The sequence below is a fragment of the Arthrobacter sp. T2-23 genome, from assembly GCF_055398325.1.
On sequence record NZ_AP027917.1, the window covers coordinates 1139633 to 1160187 of the forward strand.

The 20555-nt window shown below is 66.8% G+C and carries 21 protein-coding genes and 1 riboswitch; of the genes, 10 read left to right on the forward strand and 11 right to left on the reverse strand.

Features of this window, described 5'->3' with window-relative positions; all coding sequences use genetic code 11:
* The 4 genes from ACZ5Z0_RS05230 to ACZ5Z0_RS05245 all read left to right on the forward strand — a co-directional run bounded on the left by ACZ5Z0_RS05230 (position 1) and on the right by ACZ5Z0_RS05245 (position 4037).
* Positions 1–465, forward strand: a complete 465-nt coding sequence (locus ACZ5Z0_RS05230) for a succinate dehydrogenase hydrophobic membrane anchor subunit (RefSeq protein WP_464110179.1) — start codon at positions 1–3, stop codon at positions 463–465.
* Positions 466–585: 120 nt separating this feature from the next.
* Positions 586–2385: a succinate dehydrogenase flavoprotein subunit gene (sdhA, locus tag ACZ5Z0_RS05235; protein WP_464110180.1), complete on the forward strand. Its 1800-nt coding sequence runs from the start codon at positions 586–588 to the stop codon at positions 2383–2385.
* A 1-nt stretch (position 2386) separates the two neighbouring features.
* Positions 2387–3169: a succinate dehydrogenase iron-sulfur subunit gene (locus ACZ5Z0_RS05240; RefSeq protein ID WP_464110181.1), complete on the forward strand. Its 783-nt coding sequence runs from the start codon at positions 2387–2389 to the stop codon at positions 3167–3169.
* Positions 3170–3266: 97 nt separating this feature from the next.
* A complete protein-coding gene (locus ACZ5Z0_RS05245) occupies positions 3267–4037 on the forward strand; it encodes an alpha/beta hydrolase family protein (RefSeq protein ID WP_138770017.1) in 771 nt (256 codons plus the stop codon).
* Here the strand turns inward: ACZ5Z0_RS05245 and ACZ5Z0_RS05250 are convergent.
* The 10 genes from ACZ5Z0_RS05250 to glyA form a co-directional block, all read right to left on the reverse strand.
* Positions 3994–5157 carry a YihY/virulence factor BrkB family protein gene (locus ACZ5Z0_RS05250; RefSeq protein ID WP_464110182.1) on the reverse strand — a complete coding sequence of 388 codons (1164 nt, stop codon included), beginning with the start codon at positions 5155–5157 and terminating at the stop codon, positions 3994–3996. The two genes, ACZ5Z0_RS05245 and ACZ5Z0_RS05250, sit on opposite strands and share 44 nt — an antisense overlap.
* Complete coding sequence (locus ACZ5Z0_RS05255) at positions 5102–5779, reverse strand: 2'-5' RNA ligase family protein (protein ID WP_464110183.1); 678 nt, start codon at positions 5777–5779, stop codon at positions 5102–5104. The genes ACZ5Z0_RS05250 and ACZ5Z0_RS05255 overlap by 56 nt, the downstream gene beginning before the upstream one ends.
* 4 nt (positions 5780–5783) lie before the next feature.
* On the reverse strand, positions 5784–6899 hold the full coding sequence (gene trpS, locus ACZ5Z0_RS05260) for a tryptophan--tRNA ligase (protein WP_464110184.1): 1116 nt from the start codon (positions 6897–6899) through the stop codon (positions 5784–5786).
* A gap of 16 nt (positions 6900–6915) precedes the next feature.
* Positions 6916–7749 carry an exodeoxyribonuclease III gene (locus ACZ5Z0_RS05265; protein WP_464110185.1) on the reverse strand — a complete coding sequence of 278 codons (834 nt, stop codon included), beginning with the start codon at positions 7747–7749 and terminating at the stop codon, positions 6916–6918.
* 10 nt (positions 7750–7759) lie between these two features.
* Positions 7760–8332 carry a hypothetical protein gene (locus ACZ5Z0_RS05270; protein WP_464110186.1) on the reverse strand — a complete coding sequence of 191 codons (573 nt, stop codon included), beginning with the start codon at positions 8330–8332 and terminating at the stop codon, positions 7760–7762.
* Positions 8333–8401: 69 nt separating this feature from the next.
* A complete protein-coding gene (locus ACZ5Z0_RS05275; RefSeq protein ID WP_464110187.1) occupies positions 8402–9262 on the reverse strand; it encodes an ABC transporter permease in 861 nt (286 codons plus the stop codon).
* Positions 9259–10110, reverse strand: coding sequence for an ABC transporter permease (locus ACZ5Z0_RS05280; protein WP_464110188.1), 852 nt, complete (start codon positions 10108–10110; stop codon positions 9259–9261). Before ACZ5Z0_RS05280 ends, ACZ5Z0_RS05275 begins: the two co-directional genes overlap by 4 nt.
* Complete coding sequence (locus ACZ5Z0_RS05285) at positions 10103–11053, reverse strand: ABC transporter ATP-binding protein (RefSeq protein WP_464110189.1); 951 nt, start codon at positions 11051–11053, stop codon at positions 10103–10105. The genes ACZ5Z0_RS05280 and ACZ5Z0_RS05285 overlap by 8 nt, the downstream gene beginning before the upstream one ends.
* A 181-nt stretch (positions 11054–11234) precedes the next feature.
* Positions 11235–12173 (reverse strand): bifunctional methylenetetrahydrofolate dehydrogenase/methenyltetrahydrofolate cyclohydrolase, encoded by a 939-nt coding sequence (locus ACZ5Z0_RS05290; protein ID WP_464110190.1) that lies wholly within the window; start codon positions 12171–12173, stop codon positions 11235–11237.
* 4 nt (positions 12174–12177) lie between these two features.
* Entirely contained in the window at positions 12178–13479 is a 1302-nt protein-coding gene (gene glyA / locus ACZ5Z0_RS05295) for a serine hydroxymethyltransferase (RefSeq protein ID WP_464110191.1), read from the reverse strand.
* 171 nt (positions 13480–13650) lie between these two features.
* Positions 13651–13736, reverse strand: a riboswitch (ZMP/ZTP riboswitch).
* A 32-nt stretch (positions 13737–13768) separates the two neighbouring features.
* On the opposite strand from glyA, the gene purU reads away from it, so the two are divergent.
* Together purU and ACZ5Z0_RS05305 are read left to right on the forward strand one after the other, a co-directional pair.
* On the forward strand, positions 13769–14629 hold the full coding sequence (gene purU / locus ACZ5Z0_RS05300) for a formyltetrahydrofolate deformylase (protein WP_464110192.1): 861 nt from the start codon (positions 13769–13771) through the stop codon (positions 14627–14629).
* Positions 14630–14682: 53 nt separating this feature from the next.
* The gene (locus ACZ5Z0_RS05305) at positions 14683–15096 is read left to right on the forward strand and encodes a class I SAM-dependent methyltransferase (protein ID WP_464110193.1); all 414 of its coding nucleotides are present in this window, start codon (positions 14683–14685) and stop codon (positions 15094–15096) included.
* Between the two features lie 14 nt (positions 15097–15110).
* Here the strand turns inward: ACZ5Z0_RS05305 and ACZ5Z0_RS05310 are convergent, their stop codons facing one another.
* Positions 15111–15614 (reverse strand): DUF2231 domain-containing protein, encoded by a 504-nt coding sequence (locus ACZ5Z0_RS05310; protein ID WP_464110194.1) that lies wholly within the window; start codon positions 15612–15614, stop codon positions 15111–15113.
* An 89-nt stretch (positions 15615–15703) separates the two neighbouring features.
* Here ACZ5Z0_RS05310 and ACZ5Z0_RS05315 point away from each other — a divergent pair, with 89 nt between their 5' ends.
* The 4 genes from ACZ5Z0_RS05315 to mmsB all read left to right on the forward strand — a co-directional run bounded on the left by ACZ5Z0_RS05315 (position 15704) and on the right by mmsB (position 20509).
* Entirely contained in the window at positions 15704–16222 is a 519-nt protein-coding gene (locus ACZ5Z0_RS05315; protein WP_464110195.1) for a gamma carbonic anhydrase family protein, read from the forward strand.
* A gap of 95 nt (positions 16223–16317) precedes the next feature.
* Complete coding sequence (locus ACZ5Z0_RS05320; RefSeq protein WP_464110196.1) at positions 16318–17508, forward strand: ROK family transcriptional regulator; 1191 nt, start codon at positions 16318–16320, stop codon at positions 17506–17508.
* Positions 17509–17638: 130 nt separating this feature from the next.
* Positions 17639–19195: a multiple monosaccharide ABC transporter ATP-binding protein gene (mmsA, locus tag ACZ5Z0_RS05325; RefSeq protein WP_138770033.1), complete on the forward strand. Its 1557-nt coding sequence runs from the start codon at positions 17639–17641 to the stop codon at positions 19193–19195.
* 45 nt (positions 19196–19240) lie between these two features.
* Entirely contained in the window at positions 19241–20509 is a 1269-nt protein-coding gene (mmsB, locus tag ACZ5Z0_RS05330) for a multiple monosaccharide ABC transporter permease (protein WP_464110197.1), read from the forward strand.
* The last annotated feature ends 46 nt before the right edge of the window (positions 20510–20555 follow it).

The window sequence follows — 20555 nt, forward strand, 5'->3', positions numbered from 1 at the left end:
ATGACTGCAACCATTCAGAGTCCCCGTAGCGGCAGGATTGCACCGCAGTACCGCCGCAACGGCACATCCAAGGGCAACTTCGAGATGCTGGCATGGCTGTTCATGCGGCTTTCCGGCGTCGTCCTCGTGGTCCTCATCTTCGGCCACCTGACCGTCAACCTGCTGGTGGGCGAAGGCATCCACGCCATCGACTTCGGCTTTGTCGCCGGCAAGTGGGCTGACCCGTTCTGGCAGGTCTGGGACCTGGCCATGCTGTGGCTCGCCATGCTGCACGGCACCAACGGCGTGCGCACCATCATCAACGACTACGCCGAAAAGGACGCGACGCGCCTTTGGCTGAAGATCGTGCTCTACGCGGCCGCCGCGGCCATCATCATCCTCGGCACCCTGGTGATCTTCACCTTCAACCCGTGCCCCGTGGTTGACGGCGTGCAGCTGCCCGGCGGGTTCTGCCCCGCCCCGTAGCGGCCCCTGCCTTCGGGCGCTGGTTCTTGCCTGCCTCGCGGAACAAGGATCAGGAGACTTCACTGCGCAGGCTCCGCCGGCGGTGTATTACAGCGAATTTTGAGAGAAAGAGCATCTGGTATGCAGGTCCATAAGTACGACGTCGTCATTGTCGGTGCCGGTGGCGCTGGCATGCGCGCCGCGATCGAATCCGGTCAGCGTGCGCGAACAGCAGTACTGACCAAGCTTTATCCCACGCGCTCCCACACCGGCGCGGCGCAGGGCGGCATGTGTGCAGCCCTGGCCAACGTCGAGGAAGACAACTGGGAGTGGCACACCTTCGACACCATCAAGGGCGGCGACTATCTGGTGGACCAGGACGCCGCGGAGGTCATGGCGAAGGAAGCGATTGACGCCGTCCTGGACCTGGAAAAGATGGGCCTGCCGTTCAACCGCACCCCCGAGGGCCGGATCGACCAGCGCCGCTTCGGCGGCCATACCCGCGACCACGGCAAGGCCCCGGTGCGCCGTGCCTGCTACGCCGCGGACCGCACCGGCCACATGATCCTGCAGACCCTGTACCAAAACTGCGTCAAGCACAACGTTGAGTTCTACAACGAGTACTACGTGCTGGACCTGCTGACCGTCGAGGAAGACGCGGTCCGCGAGGACGGCACCCCGTACAAGCAGAAGCGCGTGGCCGGCGTCGTGTCCTACGACCTCGCCTCCGGCGAGCTGCACGTCTTCCAGGCCAAGTCCGTGGTGTTCGCCTCCGGCGGCGCAGGGAAGGTCTTCAAGACCACCTCCAACGCCCACACCCTGACCGGCGACGGTATGGGCATCGCGTTCCGCCGCGGCATCCCGCTGGAGGACATGGAGTTCTTCCAGTTCCACCCGACCGGCCTCGCCGGCCTGGGCATCCTGCTCTCCGAGGCCGCCCGAGGCGAGGGCGCGATCCTGCGCAACTCCGAGGGTGAGCGCTTTATGGAGCGCTACGCCCCCACCATCAAGGACCTCGCCCCGCGTGACATCGTGGCCCGCTCCATGGCCAACGAGGTCCGTGAAGGCCGCGGCTGCGGCCCGAACAAGGACTACGTCCTGCTGGACCTGACCCACCTCGAGCCGGCGCACATCGACGCCAAACTGCCGGACATCACCGAGTTCGCCCGCACCTACCTCGGTGTGGAGCCGTACACGGAGCCGGTTCCGGTTTTCCCGACGGCGCACTACGCCATGGGCGGCATCCCCACCAACATCAGCGCCGAGGTCCTGCAGGACAACGACACCGTTGTCCCCGGCCTCTACGCCGCCGGTGAGGTCGCCTGCGTCTCGGTGCACGGTTCCAACCGCCTGGGCACCAACTCGCTGCTGGACATCAACGTCTTCGGCAAGCGCGCCGGCATCGCCGCTGCGGAATACGCCAAGACCGCGGACTTCGTCGACCTTCCTGCCGATCCCGAGGCGTACACGCTGAACCTGCTGGAGCACGTGCGCACCTCGGACGGCACCGAGAAGGTGGCCCAGATCCGCAAGGAACTGCAGGACACCATGGACGCCAACATGCAGGTGTTCCGTACCGCCGACACGCTGAACCAGGTCCTGAAGGACATTGCGTCCTTCGAGGAGCGGTACCAGCGCATCAGCGTCCAGGACAAGGGCAAGCGCTTCAACCTGGACCTGCTCGAGGCCGTGGAACTCGGTTTCCTGCTGGAACTGGCCAAGGTCATGACCGTGGCTGCCCTGCACCGCGAGGAATCCCGCGGCGGACACTTCCGCGAGGACTTCCCCGAGCGCGACGACGAAAAATTCATGAAGCACTCCATGGCGTACAAGGATGACCACGCACCGGCGGACGGTTCCGCCGAGTCGATTGCCGGCATCCGGCTTGCCACCAAACCGGTGGTCTTTACGCGCTACGAGCCGATGGTGAGGAAGTACTAAGATGACCGCTGAACTCGCTGAGCCAGCCTCCAAGATCGAACTGCCCGCCGGCGTCGGCGGCGGCGGGGACATCCCGTCCTTCGACGTCCACCTGCGCGTGCGCCGCTACAACCCTGAGGTCTCCGACGAGTCCACCTGGGACGACTTCCACGTCACCATGTACGGCACGGACCGCGTCCTGGATGCCCTGCACAAGATCAAGTGGGAAATCGACGGCAGCGTCTCCTTCCGCCGCTCCTGCGCCCACGGCGTCTGCGGCTCCGATGCCATGCGCATCAACGGCCGCAACCGCCTCGCCTGCAAGACCCTGTTGAAGGACCTGGACACGTCCAAGCCCATCACCGTTGAGCCGATCAAGGGCCTGCCGGTGGAGAAGGACCTGATCGTGGACATGGAACCGTTCTTCCAGTCCTTCCGCGAGGTCATGCCCTTCCTGATCAACCGCGGCCACGAGCCCACCAAGGAACGCCTGCAGTCCGCCGAGGACCGCGAGCGGTTCGACGACACCACCAAGTGCATCCTCTGCGCCGCGTGCACCTCGTCCTGCCCGGTGTTCTGGACCGACGGCCAGTACTTCGGCCCGGCGGCAATCGTGAACGCACACCGCTTCATCTTCGATTCCCGTGATGACGCCGGCGATATGCGCCTGGAGATCCTCAACGACAAGGAAGGTGTGTGGCGCTGCCGCACCACCTTCAACTGCACCGAGGCCTGCCCCCGCGGCATCCAGGTCACGCAGGCCATCGCCGAGGTCAAGCAGGCCATCCTGGCCCGCAAGATCTAGCACCCTTTTTCACCACCAGCAGTTCCAGACGACGACGGCGCCTCCCACCTTCCGGTGGGGGCGCCGTCGTCGTCAGCCCTTTGACCGAAAGGCTCCCGTGTCCCGCTCCGAGAAAGTCTCCTTCGAAGGTTCCACCGGGGAGCTGCTCTCCGGCGTCGTCGACCTGCCCGAGGGACCGGTGAAAGGCTGGGGCGTGTTCTCGCATGGCTTCACGCTGGGCAAGGACAGCCCCTCGGCCTCGCGGATGTGCAAGGCGCTGGCGGACAACGGTGTGGGCATGCTGCGGTTCGACAACCTGGGCCTTGGCGAGTCCGCCGGGCTCTGGTCGGAGGGTTCTTTCAGCCACAAGGTGGCGGATACCGTGAAGGCCGCAGAGTTCATGCGCGAATCCGGCCGGCCCGTCTCACTGCTGGTGGGGCACTCCTTCGGCGGTGCCGCGGTGCTGGCGGCCGCACGGGAGATCCCGGAGCTCGACGCCGTCGCTACCGTCGGTGCCCCGTTCTCGCCCAAGCACGTGGCCCACGTCTTTGACGCGGCGCTGGACCGGATCCTGAGCGAGGGCAGCGCCGAGGTGGACCTGGGTGGCAAACGGGTGGAGATCAGGCGGCACTTCGTGGAGGACCTGGAAAACGCGGACCTGACCGACTGCATCCGGCAACTGCACAAGCCGCTGATGGTGCTGCACTCCCCCACCGACAACACGGTCGGCATCGAGAACGCCAGCAGCATCTTCCAGACCGCGCGGCACCCGCGCAGCTTCGTCTCGCTGGAGGGCTCCGACCACCTGCTGACGGGCAAGGGCCAGGCCGCCCGCGCGGCGAAGATTATTTCGGCGTGGGCCGATCAGTACCTCGACGCCGGAAACTAGCTGACGGGCGGCGGACGGCCCGGGGCTCGGTCGGCGTCCTCCCCGGCTGCACCTGGCGGGCGCCCCAGCCGTTAGTCTTCGCCGACGGAACGGATTTCAAGTCCTCCTCGCGGACGGTGGACCACGCCGCCGAGACGAGGTACACCTGGCTGACCAGGTTGAACCAGATGAGCAGCCCGATGATGATCGCAAACGGCGCGAGGATCGGGTTTCGGCCGGCGCTGGCCAGCAGTTCCGCGCTGAAAATCTGCAGCACGCTGGTCCCCACGGCGGCGAGGATGGTTCCTTCCAGGAGGGCCCGGCGCTGCAGTTTCAGCCCGGCGGCCAGCCGGAACATGATTAGCGCGGTCGCCCAGCCCAGCACAAGCGGCACGGCGATCTTGATGGACGTGGTCAGCGGGCCGGCCACCAGCGGGTCCAGCTTGAGCTGTTCGGCGACCCAGCCGGCGGCGGTGCCGAACACCAGCGAGGCTCCGGCACTGATCACCAGCGCGACGCCGAGCAGCAGCAGGGTCCCGACGTCGTGCAGTTTGAGCAGGATCGGGTTCATCTTCAGCGGCCCGAGCCGGAGCACCCCGCGCAGCCCGTCCCGCAAGCCCGCAATCCAGCCCAGCGACGTCACCACGGTCACGACGGCGGCAATCACTGCCGTCCATCCCAGCCCGTTGGGGTTCAGCAGCTCCTGCGGGTCCACCAGCCCCTCCCGGCCGTCGACCTTGAGCAGGCCGGGGGCGCTTGAGGCGACGCTGCCCACCACCCGCTCCAGCAGCGCGGGCTGGCCGCCCAGCAGCAGGCCGGCCACCGAGAAGCCGGTGGCCAGCAAACCGGTGATGGAGAAGAACATGTTGAAGCCGATGCCGGCGCTCATCAGCGGGCCGTGCTGCAGATTGTAATGCTGGAAGGCGCGCATCGGCCGGAAGGCGTTGAGCCGGGCCAGCTGCCATTGGACCATCGCCAGCGGCGCGGCCAGGCCCCCGCCGGAGGCGCGGCTCGCCTTGCTCCAGTCGACCCGTTTCCGGGTCACTTCGAGCCGCAGCCGTGCCAGCTCGGTGGGAAGGGGAGGATCAGCGGGCGCCTGCTGGGGCGGCCGGGCCTCGGTGGTCGTCAGATTCGGTGCCAAAGTCAAGCTCTTCCCGTAGCTGCCAGATGCCGTTGTCGTCGTGCTCGTAAAGTCCCATGCTAGCCACCGGGAAGCTGGCCCTGTAATCCTTGAGCACCGCTTCGGCCTCGTCGAGGCTCTCCGGGGCCACGTCGTGGGCCACCGTCACGTGCGGGTGGTAAGCGAAGGGCAGCTCGCGTTCCAGCGGCCCGGACTGCAGCTGGCGGTGTAGGCTGACGCACTCGCCGAAGCCGGCCTCGACGTTCAGGAACACCACCGGCGAGACCGGCCGGAAGGTCCCGGTGCCCGCAATCGTTACGGTAAACGGCTCCTGCTGGCGGGCCACCTCACGAACGTGGCTGCGGGTGGCCTCCCAGTCCTGCGTCATGGTGGTGGTCACGAGCGTGATGTGCGCCGGCACTGTCGCCGCCATCGGATCGCCGAAGGAGGCACGCCAGCGCTGCAGTTCCTCGGCGATCTCCGGCGGGAAGCCCAGGATGACGCCGATGCTGATGCCCTCGTCCGGGGTCTGCCCGTTGCCAGACGCCGGGCCCTGGTGGGGTGCGGCGGCTGAACCCTTGCGTCCGCCGTGGTGGGCGGCGCGTCCGGTATCGCTGGCGGTGACTTTGCTGACGGAGGACATTGCGCTAGTGGACTCCCCGCGTTCCCGCGTAGGGCAGGAAGCCAACCTTGGCGTAGACCTCCCGGAGCGTCACCGAGGCGATCTCCCGGGCCTTGTCCGCCCCCACGGCCAGCAGCCGGTCGAGCTCCGCCGGGTCGGCGAGCAGCTCGTTGGCGCGGTCCCGGATCGGCGACAGGTGCGCCGTCACGGCCTCGGCCAGGTCCACCTTGAGGTGGCCGTACATCTTGCCCTCGTACGCCGCCACGAGCTGGTCAACGCTCTGGCCGGTGATGGCCGAGTAGATCGTCAGCAGGTTGGAGACGCCCGGCTTGTTCTCGCGGTCGAAGCGGATTTCGGTTTCCGCGTCCGTGACGGCGGACTTGATCCGCTTGGCGATCAGCTTGGGCTCGTCGAGCAGGTTGATGAGGCCGGCCGGTGATTCGGCGGACTTCGACATCTTCGCCGTCGGGTTCTGCAGGTCGTAGATCTTGGCCGACTCCTTCTGGATGAAGGGCTGCGGCACCGTGAACGTCTCGCCGAAGCGGGAGTTGAAGCGCTGCGCAAGGTCGCGGCTCAGCTCCACGTGCTGGCGCTGGTCCTCGCCCACCGGAACGCCGTGCGGCTGGTACAGCAGGATGTCCGCCGCCTGCAGGATGGGGTAGGTGAACAGCCCGACGCTGGCCTGCTCCGACCCCTGCTTCAGGGCCTTGTCCTTGAACTGGGTCATCCGGGAGGCCTCGCCGAAGCCGGTGATGCAGTTGAGCACCCAGGCCAGCTGGGCATGCTCGGGAACCTGGGACTGGACGAACAGCGTGCACTTGTCCACGTCGACGCCGCCGGCAATGTACTGAGCGGCGGTGACACGGGTGCGGTGGGCCAGCTCGGCGGGGTCCTGCGGCACCGTGATGGCGTGCAGGTCCGGGATAAAGAACACGGCGTCGTATTCGTCCTGCATCCGGACCCAGTTCACCAGGGCGCCCAGGTAGTTTCCGAGGTGGAGGGAGTCCGCGGACGGCTGCATGCCCGAGAGGATGCGGTGTCGGGTGCCGGCAGCGGCAGGTGCCCGGCCGGCGGTCGAGAGGGCGGCGTCAGGGGTGGCGACGGCGTCGGCGACGGTCGACGCGGTGGAAGGAGAGGTCATCAGGGGAACCTTAAAACTAGAGCCGGTAGTCCACTACCAGCGGGGCATGGTCGGAGAAGCGGGTGTCCCAGGACGGCGCCCGGTCAACAACTGCCGACACCGCCGCGGCGGCGAGGGCGGGCGTGGCCATGTGGTAATCAATGCGCCAGCCGGTGTCGTTGTCGAAGGCCTGTCCCCTCTGCGACCACCAAGTGTAGGGGCCGTCGACGTTACCCGCCAGGCCCCTGTGAACATCCTTCCAGCCGATTTCCTCGCCGAAGAAGCGGTCAAAGTAGGCGCGCTCCTCGGGCAGGAAGCCAGCACGTTTGACGTTGCCCTTCCAGTTCTTGATGTCCAGCTCCGTGTGGCCGACGTTGAGGTCGCCCACCACGAGGGCGTGGTCGCTGTGCTTGGCCAGTTCCGGCAGGCGGGTCGCCATCACGTCCAGGAAGCGGAACTTGTCGTCCTGCTTCGGGGTGCCGGCCTCGCCGGAGTGGACGTAGGCGCTGGCCACGGTCAGCTGCGAGGCCCCGCCGGCGGCGTCGCGGACGATGTAGTCGGCCTCGACCCAGCGGCCGGCGGTGGCGAAGTAGTCGTCGCCGATGCCACTCCGGGTGGCGACGGGTTCGGTGCGGGAGGCGATGGCAACACCGGCACGGCCCTTGGCTTCGGCTTCGGCGTGCAGGATGTGCCAGCCTTCGCCGAGCAGTTCCCGGACGATCGCGTCAGGCGCGCGGACCTCCTGCAGGCAGAGAATATCCACGTCCCGCGGCGCCAGCCATTCCGCCATGCCCTTTTTGTATGCAGCGCGGAGGCCGTTGACGTTGACCGATGCGATGCGAAGGTGGTCCTTCTTCAATGCCGAGCTCACCCGCTCCACTCTAGTCGATGATGGTTCCGCTGACCGGTTCGTCGGAACCGCCGGCGGTCTTGATCATGTCTCGTGCATTGGTGGCCGTGATCTCGATGGTTTCCAGCGCGCGCCGGATGGTGTCCTGGTCCGAGGCCTCGCCCTTGGCGCGTTCCTGCTCCACCACACGGACCTGCACCTGCACGATTTTGAACGAGTGGTCCAGTTTCATGTCGCGGATGTCGTCGGCTTCGCGGCGGTCGCCGACGAGGCGCGTGCCGCCGTGGTCCCTGCTGCCGGACGACGGCGCGCGGCCCACCGCTGAGTTGAACGCGTTCTGCGCCTCGTTCAGCTTGGCCCCGGCCTTTTTGGCGGCCCGCTGGATGCTGAACACGACGAAGGCTGCCAGCGCGAGCCAGCAGGCGGCGATGACGGCGACGACCCAGCCCACGACGTCGTTCTGGTTCGCCGCGAAAATGACGGCCACGAGGAAGGCGATGATAAAGACCGTCATTCCGAGTCCGCCGATGCGGAACATCGAGAACTTTCCGGTGGCGGCATTGAACGCGGACGGATTGGAAGTGGGGTTGCCCAGGGATCGCATGTGCCTATTATCGCAAACCGGCCGGACACCGGGTCCCGCTTCCACCCCCGGCGAACGGGGCCGGGAGCCCTACTTCAGGAACAGCCGGCGGAGCCGTCCGGTGGTGAGCGCCACGCCAAGGACGATCATGACCAGGTAGTAGCCGATGTGCACCGCGGTGGCGGGGGTGAACACGCCCACGCTGATCTGGCGCAGCAGCTCCACCCCGTGCCAGAGCGGCATCGCCTGGATCATCCACTGGATCCACTGCGGGTAGACGCTCAACGGGTAGAAGGTCGCGCTGAACAGGAACATCGGCAGCATCACGAAGTTGATCCAGTCCATCTGCTGGAACGTCTTCATGAAGCTGGTGATGCCCATGCCGAAGCTCGCGAAGCCGAAGGCGATGAGCACCGAGGCCGGGATCATCACAATGGCCCACGGGGTGGTGATCAGTCCCATCACACCCATCACTGCGGTGAAACCGGTGGCATACATGGCACCGCGGAGCAGGGCGAGGAAAATCTCGCCCATCGCGACGTCGACCGGCCCCAGGGAGGTGTACAGCATGCCCTGGTAGAGCTTGGAGAAGTTCATCTTGAAGAAGACGTTCCAGGTGGAGTCGTAGACGGCCCCGTTCATCGCCGATACCGCCAGCAGCGCCGGCGCGATGTACGCGGCGTAGCTGATCTCCTGGCCGCCCGGGCCCTGGACGGACCCGACGATCGCCCCGAGGCCCACGCCCATCGAGATCAGGTAGAGCACGGGTTCGAAGAAACCCGAGAGCATGACCATCCAGTTGCTGCTCTTGGTGGCCATCAGTCCGCGGGCGACGACGGCGCGCACGTTGCGTGAGTAGAGCGGGCCGAAGCGGCGGTTGCGGGCAGCCTCGGTGACGCTGCGGCCGTCGACATTGTTTCCCGAATCGTAGGGTCCGGCGAGCAGGCTCATGATGCCATCCTTTTGGCGAACAGGCGCCTGGACAGGACCCAGCCGATGACGGCGAGGCCAACCAGGAAGACGACGTGGGCCACGGTCAGCAACGGCGCCTCCTCGTAGCCGTAGCTGAAGACGCGGCCGAGCTCGGTGCCGTGCCAGATCGGTGAGATCCAGCCGATCCAGCGGACCGCCATTGGCAGGGTGTCCAGCGGGAAGAAGGTGCCGGAGAACAGGAACAGCGGCATCACTATGAAGCGCATCACCATCGCGAATTGGCCCTTGTCGGTGGTGACCGTGGCCGCGTAGGCCATCAACGGCAGGCCGAAGGACAGCCCCGCCAGGGTGGCCACCGGGATGGAGACCCAGCCCCAGGCGCCCGGGGACGCCCCGAACAGGGCCACGACGCCGAAGTAGATCGCGGACTGCAGCACGAACCGGATCGTGACGGCGATGATCTGCCCGGCGGCGATCTGTTCCGGTGTCAGCGGCGAGGCGTGCGGCCCGTAGTAGACCCGGCGCCACTTGAAGCCGTCCATGACCGGGAAGGTGAACTCGTTCGCGGCGGTCATGACGGCGGCGGAGATCAGCAGTGCGGGGGCGATGAACGTCAGGTAGCTGACGCCGCCGAACACTGTGGCGGAGTTGGTGTCCACCAGGGTGGCCAGGCCCACGCCCATCGCGAAGAGGTAGGCGACCGGCTGGCCGACGCCGTACATGACGATGGTCCAGCCGTAGCCCTTCATCACCCGCAGGACCTGCTCGGCGTAATAGAAGGCACCCCAGCGGCGGGCCCGGGCGGCCGAGACGGCCGGTGAATGCGCGCGCAGGGCCGGGGCCGCCGCCGTCTCCGGGCTAGTCAACGAGGCTCCGTCCGGTCAGGCGCAGGAAGACGTCCTCCAGCGAGGAGCGGCGCACCAGGGACGTGACCGGGCGCAGTCCCCGGGCGGAGACCTGCTCCAGGGCGGCCTCGCCGTCGTGGGCGTAGATGAGGACGCGGTCCGGCAGGGTTTCGATCCGTTCGCCGATGCCCTCGAGCTCGGCGGCGACGGTGGCGTTGCGCTCGGAGCCGAAGCGCAGCTCGAGGACCTCGCGGGTGGAGTAGTCCCGGATCAGGCTCGCGGGGGAACCCTCGGCCATGATCTTGCCCTTGTCCACCACGATCAGGCGGTCACAGAGCTGCTCGGCCTCGTCCATGTAGTGGGTGGTCAGGATCAGGGTGACGCCCTGCTCCTTCAGCCGGAACAGCCGGTCCCAGAGGATGTGCCGGGCCTGCGGGTCCAGGCCGGTGGTGGGTTCATCCAGGAGCAGAATCCGGGGCTCGTTGATGAGGGAGCGGGCGATCGTGAGGCGGCGCTTCATGCCGCCGGAGAGCGCGTCCACCTTGGATTTGGCCTTGTCCGTCAGCTGCGCGAATTCCAGCAACTCGTCGGCCTTGGGCTTGAGGTAGCTCATCGGCAGGCCGAAGTAGCGGCCGTAGACCAGCAGGTTGTCGCGGACCTTCAGCTCCTCGTCCAGGTTGTCCTGCTGCGGCACCACACCAAGGTGCGCGCGGACTTCCGGGCCGTGCTGCTCCGGGTCCAGCCCCATGATGCTCAAGCTGCCGGAGGTGCGCTGCGCGACCCCGCCGATCATTTTCATGGTGGTGGACTTGCCGGCCCCGTTGGGGCCGAGCAGTCCGAAGGCTTCGCCGGCGGGCACGCGGAAGGAAATGCCGTCGACGGCGGTGACGTCGCCGTAGCTTTTGGTGAGGTTTTCGGCGGTGATGACGTACTGAGGTTCGCCATTGTCGGCGGGGCTGCTCACGGGAGCTTCTTTCGAGACAAGTTCAGACACCCGGAACACGGTAGTCCATCCCGGCAAACTATGAAAGAGTCTCTTCGTAAAAATATCCAGACGTTTGCCAATTCGTGATGTGGCTTAACCGCGCAGGGGCGCCGCTCCCTGAGGAGGGGCGTCCCTGGCGCCGGATCTCGCACCCGTGGCCCTAGGCGGTGGCCCTTTCCAGGTGGCGTTCGGCGGTTTCCACCACGTTGGCCAGCAGCATAGCGCGGGTCATCGGCCCTACTCCCCCGGGGTTCGGCGAGAGCCAGGCTGCGACGTCGGCCGCAGCCGGCTCCACGTCGCCGGTGACCACGGCTTTGCCGGAGCCGTCATCGACGCGGCTGACGCCGACGTCGAGCACGATGGCGCCGGGTTTGAGGTCCGCCGCCTTGATCATGTGCGGCTGGCCGGCCGCGGCGATCACGACGTCGGCCTGCCGGAGTTCGGCGGGCAGGTCCACGGTGCCGGTGTGGGCCAGGATGACGGTGGCGTTGACGTCCTTGCGGGTCAGCAGCAGGCCCACGGGGCGGCCGATGGTGACGCCGCGGCCCACCACCAAGACGCGTTTACCGCTGAGGCTGATGCCGTGCCGGGTCAGCAGCTCCACGCAGCCCTTGGGCGTGCAGGGCAGCGGGGACGTCATAGGGCCGCTGACGTTCGCCACCAGGCGGCCGAGGTTCATCGGGTGCAGGCCGTCCGCGTCCTTGTCCGGATCCATGGCCTCCAGGATGACGTCCTGGTCGATGTGCGCCGGAAGCGGCAGCTGGACGATGTAGCCGGTGCACTCCGGGTTCTCGTTGAGCTCCCGGACCACCGCCAGCAGTTCCTCCTGGGTGGTCTCTTCCGGCAGGTCGCGGCGGATCGAGGTGATGCCCACCTCGGCGCAGTCCTTGTGCTTGCCGCCGACGTACCAGGTGCTGCCCGGGTCGGAGCCGACCAGGATGGTGCCCAGGCCCGGGACGATCCCCTTGGCCTTGAGCGCCGCGACGCGCTCGGTCAGTTCGGCCTTGATCTCAGCTGCGGTGGCCTTACCGTCCAGGATGCGGGCGCTCTGCGCCCGGTCCGGAGCGGCTTCCGTGGTTTGGGAATTGGTGGCGGTCATAGAATCACCACTGCTCGTGCTGCGGGTACAGCGGGAAGTCCTCGGCGAGCTTGTCCACGCGGGTCTGGAGGGCCTCGACGTCGGTCGCGGAGCCCGCCTTCAGGGCGGTGGCGATGATCTCGGCCACCTCGGTGAATTCCTTGGCGCCGAAGCCGCGGGTGGCCAGGGCCGGGGTGCCGATGCGCAGTCCGGAGGTGACCATCGGCGGGCGCGGGTCGAAGGGCACGGCGTTGCGGTTGACCGTGATGCCCACCGAGTGCAGGAGGTCCTCGGCCTGCTGGCCGTCCAAGTGGGCGTTGCGCAGGTCCACCAGGACCAGGTGCACGTCGGTGCCGCCGGTGAGGACGGAAACGCCGGCGTCGGAAAGGTCGGACTGGTTCAGCCGGTCCGCGATGATCCGGGCGCCTTCCAGGACGCGTTCCTGGCGCTCCTTGAATTCCTCCGTGCCGGCGATCTTGAAGGCCACGGCCTTGGCCGCGATCACGTGCATCAGCGGGCCGCCCTGCTGGCCGGGGAAAACGTTGGAGTTGATCTTCTTGGCCCACTCCTGCTTGGCCAGGATGACGCCGGAGCGGGGGCCGGCCAGGGTCTTGTGCACTGTGGAGGTGACGACGTCGGAGTACGGGACCGGGCTCGGGTGCAGCCCGGCGGCCACGAGGCCGGCGAAGTGCGCCATGTCGGTCCAGAGCAGCGCGCCGACCTCATCCGCGATCGAGCGGAAGGCCTCGAAGTCGAGGTGGCGCGGATACGCGGACCAGCCGGCGATGATGACCTGCGGCTTCTCGGCGAGCGCCTGCGCCCGCAGCTTGTCCATGTCGACCCGGAAGCTGCCTTCCTCGACCTGGTAAGCGGCGACATCGTAGAGCTTGCCGGAGAAGTTCAGCTTCATGCCGTGGGTCAGGTGGCCGCCATGGGCCAGCGAGAGGCCCAGGATCTTGTCCCCGGGGGTGATCATGGCGGACAACGCGGCGGCGTTGGCCTGCGCGCCGGAGTGCGGCTGGACGTTGGCGAACTCGGCGCCGAAAAGCTCCTTGACCCGGTCGATCGCGAGCTGTTCCGCGATGTCGACGTACTCGCAGCCGCCGTAGTAGCGGCGGCCCGGGTAGCCTTCGGCGTACTTGTTGGTGAGGACGGAGCCCTGTGCCTCCATGACGGCGCGCGGCGCGAAGTTCTCGGAGGCGATCATCTCCAGGGTGCCGCGCTGGCGGCCGAGCTCCTGGGCCAGGACGGCGGCGATTTCGGGGTCAAGTTCAGCGAGGGGCTGGTTGCTCACGGCTGCTGAGGAAAGGCGAAGGGAAGTAGTCACGAAGAACTCCTGGCTTGGCAACGGTCACTGCTTTAAGGTCAGGTTACCGGCTGGCCCGCAGCAGCGCCGCAAAATTACGGCTCCCGAAAACGGGGCCGGGCTGCGGGCGCGGCACCCGTCAGGGACACCGCCTGCGGGCCGGCAGCGGAGGCTGCCGACCGGAAAAACGTGACCCTCGGCCCAGGCGTACGATCCGTGGTCTGCGTGCGTGCCGCTCCCTGGTGGTAAGCCACCCAACGCCAGTTGCGACTCGTCCAGCCTATCCCAGCCGCGGGTAGGCTTGTCTTTCGTGACTGAAGACCAGCTGACTGCTTCCTACGTTTTGACCCTCTCCTGCCCGGACCGGCCCGGAATCGTGCATGCTGTGGCCGGCGCCCTCCTGGTGGCGGGCTGCAATATCACGGACTCCCAGCAATACGGCAGCCAGGGCACCGGAACCTTCTTTATGCGGGTCGAGGCAACGACGGCGGCCCCGCCGGCCGAGCTGCACGCCGCCCTAGAGCCCGTGGCCCAGGCTTTCGGCATGCAGTGGAGCCTCAACCCGGCCGGCCGGAAGGTCCGCACGCTGCTGATGGCAAGTACCTCCGCCCACTGCCTCAACGACCTCTTGTTCCTGCAGCGCTCCGGCACCCTGCCGATCGAGATCCCGGCGATCGTTTCCAACCACCGGGACCTGGCCGGCCTGGCCGAGTTCTACGGCATCCCGTTCCACCACATCCCGGTCACCAAGGACACCAAGGTCGAAGCCGAAGACGCCCTGCGCAAGCTCATGGCCGAGCACGACATCGAGCTCACGGTCCTGGCACGGTACATGCAGATCCTCTCCGACGAGCTGTGCACGGAGCTCACCGGCAAGGCGATCAACATCCACCACTCCTTCCTGCCCTCCTTCAAGGGCGCCAAGCCGTACCACCAGGCCCATGCCCGCGGCGTGAAACTCATCGGCGCCACGGCACACTACGTCACCGCTGCCCTGGACGAGGGCCCGATCATCGAACAGGAAGTCATCCGGGTGGACCACCGGCGCACCGCCGAGCAGTTCGTCCAGATGGGCCGCGACGTCGAGGGGCGCACCCTCGCCCAGGCCGTGCAGTGGCACGCCGAACACCGGGTGCTGCTGGACGGCAACCGCACGGTTGTTTTCAGCTAAGGGCGTCCAGCCAGGCCCTTGCCTTGGACGACCGCCCGCCTTTGACTGGGACCATGGGTGCAACGCCGACGGATGAACTGACGGGCTTCCTGGACCTGCTCAAGGCCGAGGGCCGCCGCGGCGTGCTCGGCCTGGACTGCGGACAGGGAGCGGACGGACTCCTTTTTGTCCGCGCCGGGATCCACTTCACCGGCGTCGACGCCTCGGAGGAAAACATCCACGCTGCCCGCGCCCGGGGGCTCTCGGCCTCGGTCGCGGCCGGGCCCGCCCTGCCTTTTGCCGACGCCGCCTTTCCGGCCGTCTGGGCAGTGGACGCGCTGGCCGGCCTGCCGGCCGGGGAATGGGACGACGTCGTCCGCGAACTCCGGCGCGTGGCGGAACCGGGCGCACCGATCGCCGTCGTCCTCCCCGACCCCGGACATCCCCAACTGGGCCGCGGCTTCACAGTCCTCCGCTCCCCCGCCTGAGCCCCCGAAAGCCGTCAGGGACGCCGGACGCTGCGCATGTAGCCGCCCAGGAAACCGCCCACGATCAGCAGGACGGCGCCGGCCCGCGCCAGGCGCACGCCCAGGCGGTGGCGATCCTGGCGCCGGGCGCGCCAGGAGGTCAGGAAGATCAGCGTCGCGGCCAGGTTGGCGGCGGCATGCACGACGCCGATGCGCCGCGTGGCCGTGTCCGCCCGTGCCCACTCGGCCCAGCCGCTGAGTCCCGTCGGCGCCGCAGCAAGGACGCCGAGTCCCACCAGCCGGCGCGCTGCCCGGCGGGACCCGTCGTCGGGGAAGAAATCCAGGAACATCGCCATGAACCACGCCCCGAAGGGCACGTCGGTGAGGATCACGTGCGGCGGAATGCCGGTGGCGTCGCCGTGAAAAAAGCGGCGGAGCCGGGGCTCGGCAATCAGCCGGGCGGCCAGCGGCTCCGCTGTCCGGACGGCCGGGTCGAGCGCGTCAGCCTCACCCAGGCGTTTCATCAACTGCAGGAACATGGCAGCCACCTCCGGAAATGCGTGGGAATGGCCCCGATCCTACTCAGCGACGCCGCCCGTGCAAGAGGCGTGTGTCCTAGGCTGGTCGCATGACTCCCGTTTACGCTTTCGCCGGTGATACCCCGGCTGTCCACGAATCCGCCTTCGTCGCCCCGAGCGCCTCGATCATCGGCCGGGCCAGCCTGGCCGAGGACTCCAGCGCCTTCTACGGCGTTTCCGTCCGGGCCGACACCGCGGCGATCACCGTGGGAGCCGGCAGCAACCTGCAGGACAACGTCGTGCTGCACGCGGATCCGGGGTTCCCCTGCAGCGTCGGCGCCCGGGTCAGCATCGGCCACAGCGCCGTGGTCCACGGCTGCACCGTCGAGGACGACTGCCTGATCGGCATGAGTGCCACCATCCTCAACGGCGCAGTGATCGGCGCCGGTTCGCTCGTGGCGGCCGGCGCGGTGGTCCTGGAGGGCACGGTGATCCCTCCCCGCTCGCTCGTGGCTGGGGTGCCGGCCAAGGTCCGCCGGGAGCTGAGCGACGAGGAGTTCGCGGGCGTCCGGCGCAACGCCACCCACTATCAGGAACTCGCCCGCGCGCACCGCGAAATTCACAGCTGACTCACAGGGATCATCCATGATTACCGCCGGACAGGGGCGTCACGGGTTGCGTTAACTTCTTGACTACAACGCCGTGATGGGGCACTCTTCATTGCATGCCCTCACCAACGCGCTCAACGAGGAGCCGCACCAAAAACCCCGGGTCGCAGTCCGCGCTTCGGCATCTCAACCAGCAGCGGATCATCGAATGCCTGCTGGCAGGTCCCTCCACCCAGGCGGAACTGGCCCGGCAGACCGGACTTTCCACGGCCACGGTCTCGAACATCGTCAAGATCATGCAGGACGCCGGGCTGGCGTCCACGGAGCCGATCACCAGCTCTGGACGCCGCGCCCTGAACGTCCGGCTCAACAGCAACGGCGCCGTCGCCGTCGGCATCGACTTCGGCCGCCGCCACCTCCGGGTGGTCCTGGCCTCGCTCAGCTACCACGTGATCGCGGAAGAATCGGTTCTGCTGCCGCTGGGCCACCACGCTGAGGAGGGCATCGCCGCCGCCGTCGCCGTGCTGGACCGGCTGCTGGCCGGGAGCGGTGTGGAACGCAGCGCCCTGGTGGGCGCCGGCGTCGGCATCCCGGGCCCGATCGACCGCCGCACCGGCACCGTGGCGCAGGGGGCCATCCTGCCCGAGTGGGTGGGTATCAACATCCTCCAACGGCTCGAGGAAGCGCTGGATCTCCCGGTCTTCGTGGACAACGACGCCAACCTCGGCGCCCTGTCCGAAGTCACTTGGGGCCCGCACACCGGCATCAGCAACCTGATGTTCCTGAAGATTGGCTCGGGCATCGGCGCCGGGCTGATCCTGAACGGCATGCCCTACTACGGGAACGTTGGCATCACCGGCGAAATCGGCCACGCGACGATCCACGAGCATGGCCTCGTCTGTCGCTGCGGCAACCGTGGCTGCCTGGAAACGATCGCCTCCACCACCACCATGATCGAGCTCCTGGGCCGGGGCGAGGACAAGCCGCTGACCGCCGAGGACATCGTCCGCAAGGCCCTCGCCCGGGACTCCGCCACCCTCCGCGTCGTGGACGACGCCGGCCTCGCCGTCGGCCGCGCGCTGGGCAATGTCGCGAACCTCATCAACCCTGAAGTGATTGTGGTGGGAGGCCCGCTGGCGGGGCTCGGCGAGTTGCTGCTGGACCCCATCCGGCGCGGTCTGGTGCGCCACGCGGTGCCCGTCATCGGCGAGACCACCACTCTGACGATGTCCTCGCTCGGAGACCGGGCCGAGGCCCTCGGGGCGACAGCCCTGGTGTTCCAGCATGCCGGAATCCGGCGAAACTAAAGCAGCCGTTATCTTGCTGTTGCGTTAAAGACTTGACGACAACGGCGTGATCCAGTTTACTTTTCCATCAGACGGCCCTGCGGTTTGCAGGGGCGGACAACGAAGTCATGCATTGGAGGCGTAAGGGCAGATGACGTCCCTCAACACGCACAGCGATCCGGTAATTCTCGAGATGCGCTCCATTACCAAAGAGTTCCCCGGCGTTAAAGCATTGGCCGAGGTGAACCTGCGGGTGAAGGCCGGCGAGATCCACGCCATCTGCGGCGAAAACGGCGCCGGAAAATCCACCCTCATGAAGGTGCTCTCGGGCGTTTACCCCTACGGCAGCTACACCGGCGACATCGTCTACCAGAGCGAAGTCCAGCAGTTCAAGGACATCCGCGCCAGCGAGCACGCCGGCATCGTGATCATCCACCAGGAACTGGCGCTCATCCCGGAACTGTCCATCATGGAGAACATCTTCCTGGGCAACGAGCCGACCAAGCGCGGCGTGATCGACTGGGCCGAGGCGCGGATCCGCTCCACCGAACTGCTGGCCCGGGTGGGACTGCGAGAGGACCCGGACACCCCGGTGAAGGAAATCGGCGTCGGCAAGCAGCAGCTGGTCGAAATCGCCAAGGCGCTCAACAAAAAGGTGAAGCTCCTCATCCTCGACGAGCCCACCGCGGCCCTCAACGAGTCGGACTCCCAGCACCTGCTGGACCTGATCCTGGGCCTGAAGGGCCGGGGCATCACGTCGATCATCATTTCGCACAAGCTCAACGAGATCGAGCAGATCGCCGACTCCATCACGATCATCCGCGACGGCAAGTCGATCGAGACCCTCGACGTCAAGGCCGACGGCGTCGACGAGGACCGCATCATCAAGGGCATGGTGGGCCGGACCCTGGAATCCCGGTTCCCGGACCACGAGCCCAAGATCGGCGAGAAATTCTTCGAGGTCAAGAACTGGAACGTGGGCCATCCGCAGATCCAGGACCGGCTGGTCTGCAAGAACTCGAACTTCTTCGTCCGCCGCGGCGAGATCGTCGGCTTCGCCGGCCTGATGGGCGCCGGCCGCACCGAGCTCGCACGCTCCCTCTTCGGCCGCTCCTACGGCCGCTTCATCTCCGGCCAGGTCTACAAGGACGGCAAGGAACTGCACCTGAAGACGGTCAAGCAGGCGATCGACGCCGGCCTCGGCTACGTCACCGAGGACCGCAAGTCGCTGGGCCTGAACCTGCTGGACGACATCAAAGCCACCACGGTCTCGGCCGCGCTGAAAAAGATCAGCAAGCACAACGTCGTCGACGCGGACAAGGAATTCACCGTCGCGGAGCAGTACCGCAAGTCGCTGCGCACCAAGACGCCGTCCGTGGAGGAAGGCGTGGCCAAGCTGTCCGGCGGCAACCAGCAGAAGGTGGTGCTGGCGAAGTGGATGTTCACCGACCCGGACCTGCTGATCCTGGATGAACCCACCCGCGGGATCGACGTCGGCGCCAAGTACGAGATCTACGGCATCATCCAGCAACTGGCCAACCAGGGAAAGGGCGTCATTGTCATCTCCTCGGAGCTTCCCGAACTGCTGGGTCTCTCCGACCGCATCTACACCATCTTCGAAGGCGCCATCACCGGCGTGCTGAACAAAGAGGAAGCCAGCCAGGAAAGCCTCATGAAGCTCATGACTTCCGCCCGCAAGACCGCCTGACCCTCTGGACCATCCAGAACATTCCGGACAACAAGGACTGACAAAATGAACGCGCTCAAGAAGCTCTTTGGCGGCAACACCCGCCAATTCGGCATGATCTTCGCCCTGGTTGCATTGATCGTCTTCTTCCAGATTTTTACAGAGGGCCGCACGCTCACCCCGGGCAACGTCATCAACCTCTTCAATGGCAACTCCTACATCCTGATCCTCGCGATCGGGATGGTGCTGGTGATCATCGCCGGCCACATCGACCTCTCGGTCGGCTCGGTCGCCGCGTTCGTCGGCGTCAGTGTCGCCCTGATGATCCGCGACTGGGGCATCCCGTGGTATGCGGGCATCCTGCTCGGCCTGCTGCTCGGAGCCCTGATCGGGGCCTGGCAGGGCTTCTGGACCGCCTACGTCGGCATTCCTGCCTTCATCGTCACGCTGGCCGGCATGCTGCTCTTCCGCGGCTTCAACCAGTTCGTCGGCAAGTCCAACACCATCCCGGTGCCGAACGACTTCCAGTACATCGGTTCCGGCTACCTGCCTGAATTCGGGCCCAACACCGGCTACAACAACCTCACCCTGCTGCTGGGCCTGCTCGGCGCCGCCTTCGTCGTGTTCAGCGAGATCCGCTCCCGCCGCAAGGCCAAGTCCCTGGGCGCCGAGGTTCCCGAGACCTGGGTCACCGTCACCAAGCTCGTGCTGATCTGCGGCGCCATCCTCTACGCGACGTACCTGTTCGCGACCGGCCGCCCCGGCACCTCATTCCCGATCCCGGGCCTGATCCTGGCTGTCCTCGTCCTGATCTACGGCTTCATCTCCTCCAAGACCATCATCGGCCGCCACGTCTACGCCGTCGGCGGCAACCGCCACGCCGCCGAACTCTCCGGCGTGCAGTCCAAGAAGGTCAACTTCCTGGTGATGATGAACATGTCCATCCTGGCCGGCCTCGCCGGCATGATCTTCGTCGGCCGCTCGACCGCCTCCGGCCCGTTCGACGGCGTCGGCTGGGAACTCGACGCCATCGCGGCCGTCTTCATCGGCGGCGCCGCGGTGACCGGCGGCGTCGGCACCGTGATCGGCTCGATCGTCGGTGGCCTGGTGATGGCTGTCCTGAACAACGGCCTCCAGCTCCTCGGCGTCGGCGCCGACCTCACCCAGATCATCAAGGGCCTCGTGCTCCTGATCGCCGTCGCTTTCGATGTTTACAACAAGACCCAGGGCAAGAAGTCGATCATCGGCATGATGATGAAGAACTTCGGCCGCAGCAGCGAAAACAGGCCCGACGAGACCACGTCCACCAAAGAGGTCATCGCCAAGGAATCCTGAACGGCTCCCTGGCCCAGGAACCCCGATTCTCCGAACACCATCTATA

Bases quoted from the DNA above. Each gene is read 5' to 3' on its own strand.
- ACZ5Z0_RS05230 (WP_464110179.1), top strand. From the start codon at position 1: ATGACTGCAACCATTCAGAGTCCCCGTAGCGGCAGGATTGCACCGCAG.
- sdhA (WP_464110180.1), top strand. From the start codon at position 586: ATGCAGGTCCATAAGTACGACGTCGTCATTGTCGGTGCCGGTGGCGCT.
- ACZ5Z0_RS05240 (WP_464110181.1), top strand. From the start codon at position 2,387: ATGACCGCTGAACTCGCTGAGCCAGCCTCCAAGATCGAACTGCCCGCC.
- ACZ5Z0_RS05255 (WP_464110183.1), bottom strand. From the start codon at position 5,779: ATGTCCTCCGTCAGCAAAGTCACCGCCAGCGATACCGGACGCGCCGCC.
- trpS (WP_464110184.1), bottom strand. From the start codon at position 6,899: ATGACCTCTCCTTCCACCGCGTCGACCGTCGCCGACGCCGTCGCCACC.
- ACZ5Z0_RS05270 (WP_464110186.1), bottom strand. From the start codon at position 8,332: ATGCGATCCCTGGGCAACCCCACTTCCAATCCGTCCGCGTTCAATGCC.
- ACZ5Z0_RS05275 (WP_464110187.1), bottom strand. From the start codon at position 9,262: ATGAGCCTGCTCGCCGGACCCTACGATTCGGGAAACAATGTCGACGGC.
- ACZ5Z0_RS05290 (WP_464110190.1), bottom strand. From the start codon at position 12,173: ATGACCGCCACCAATTCCCAAACCACGGAAGCCGCTCCGGACCGGGCG.
- ACZ5Z0_RS05305 (WP_464110193.1), top strand. From the start codon at position 14,683: ATGGGTGCAACGCCGACGGATGAACTGACGGGCTTCCTGGACCTGCTC.
- ACZ5Z0_RS05310 (WP_464110194.1), bottom strand. From the start codon at position 15,614: ATGTTCCTGCAGTTGATGAAACGCCTGGGTGAGGCTGACGCGCTCGAC.
- ACZ5Z0_RS05315 (WP_464110195.1), top strand. From the start codon at position 15,704: ATGACTCCCGTTTACGCTTTCGCCGGTGATACCCCGGCTGTCCACGAA.
- ACZ5Z0_RS05320 (WP_464110196.1), top strand. From the start codon at position 16,318: ATGCCCTCACCAACGCGCTCAACGAGGAGCCGCACCAAAAACCCCGGG.
- mmsA (WP_138770033.1), top strand. From the start codon at position 17,639: ATGACGTCCCTCAACACGCACAGCGATCCGGTAATTCTCGAGATGCGC.
- mmsB (WP_464110197.1), top strand. From the start codon at position 19,241: ATGAACGCGCTCAAGAAGCTCTTTGGCGGCAACACCCGCCAATTCGGC.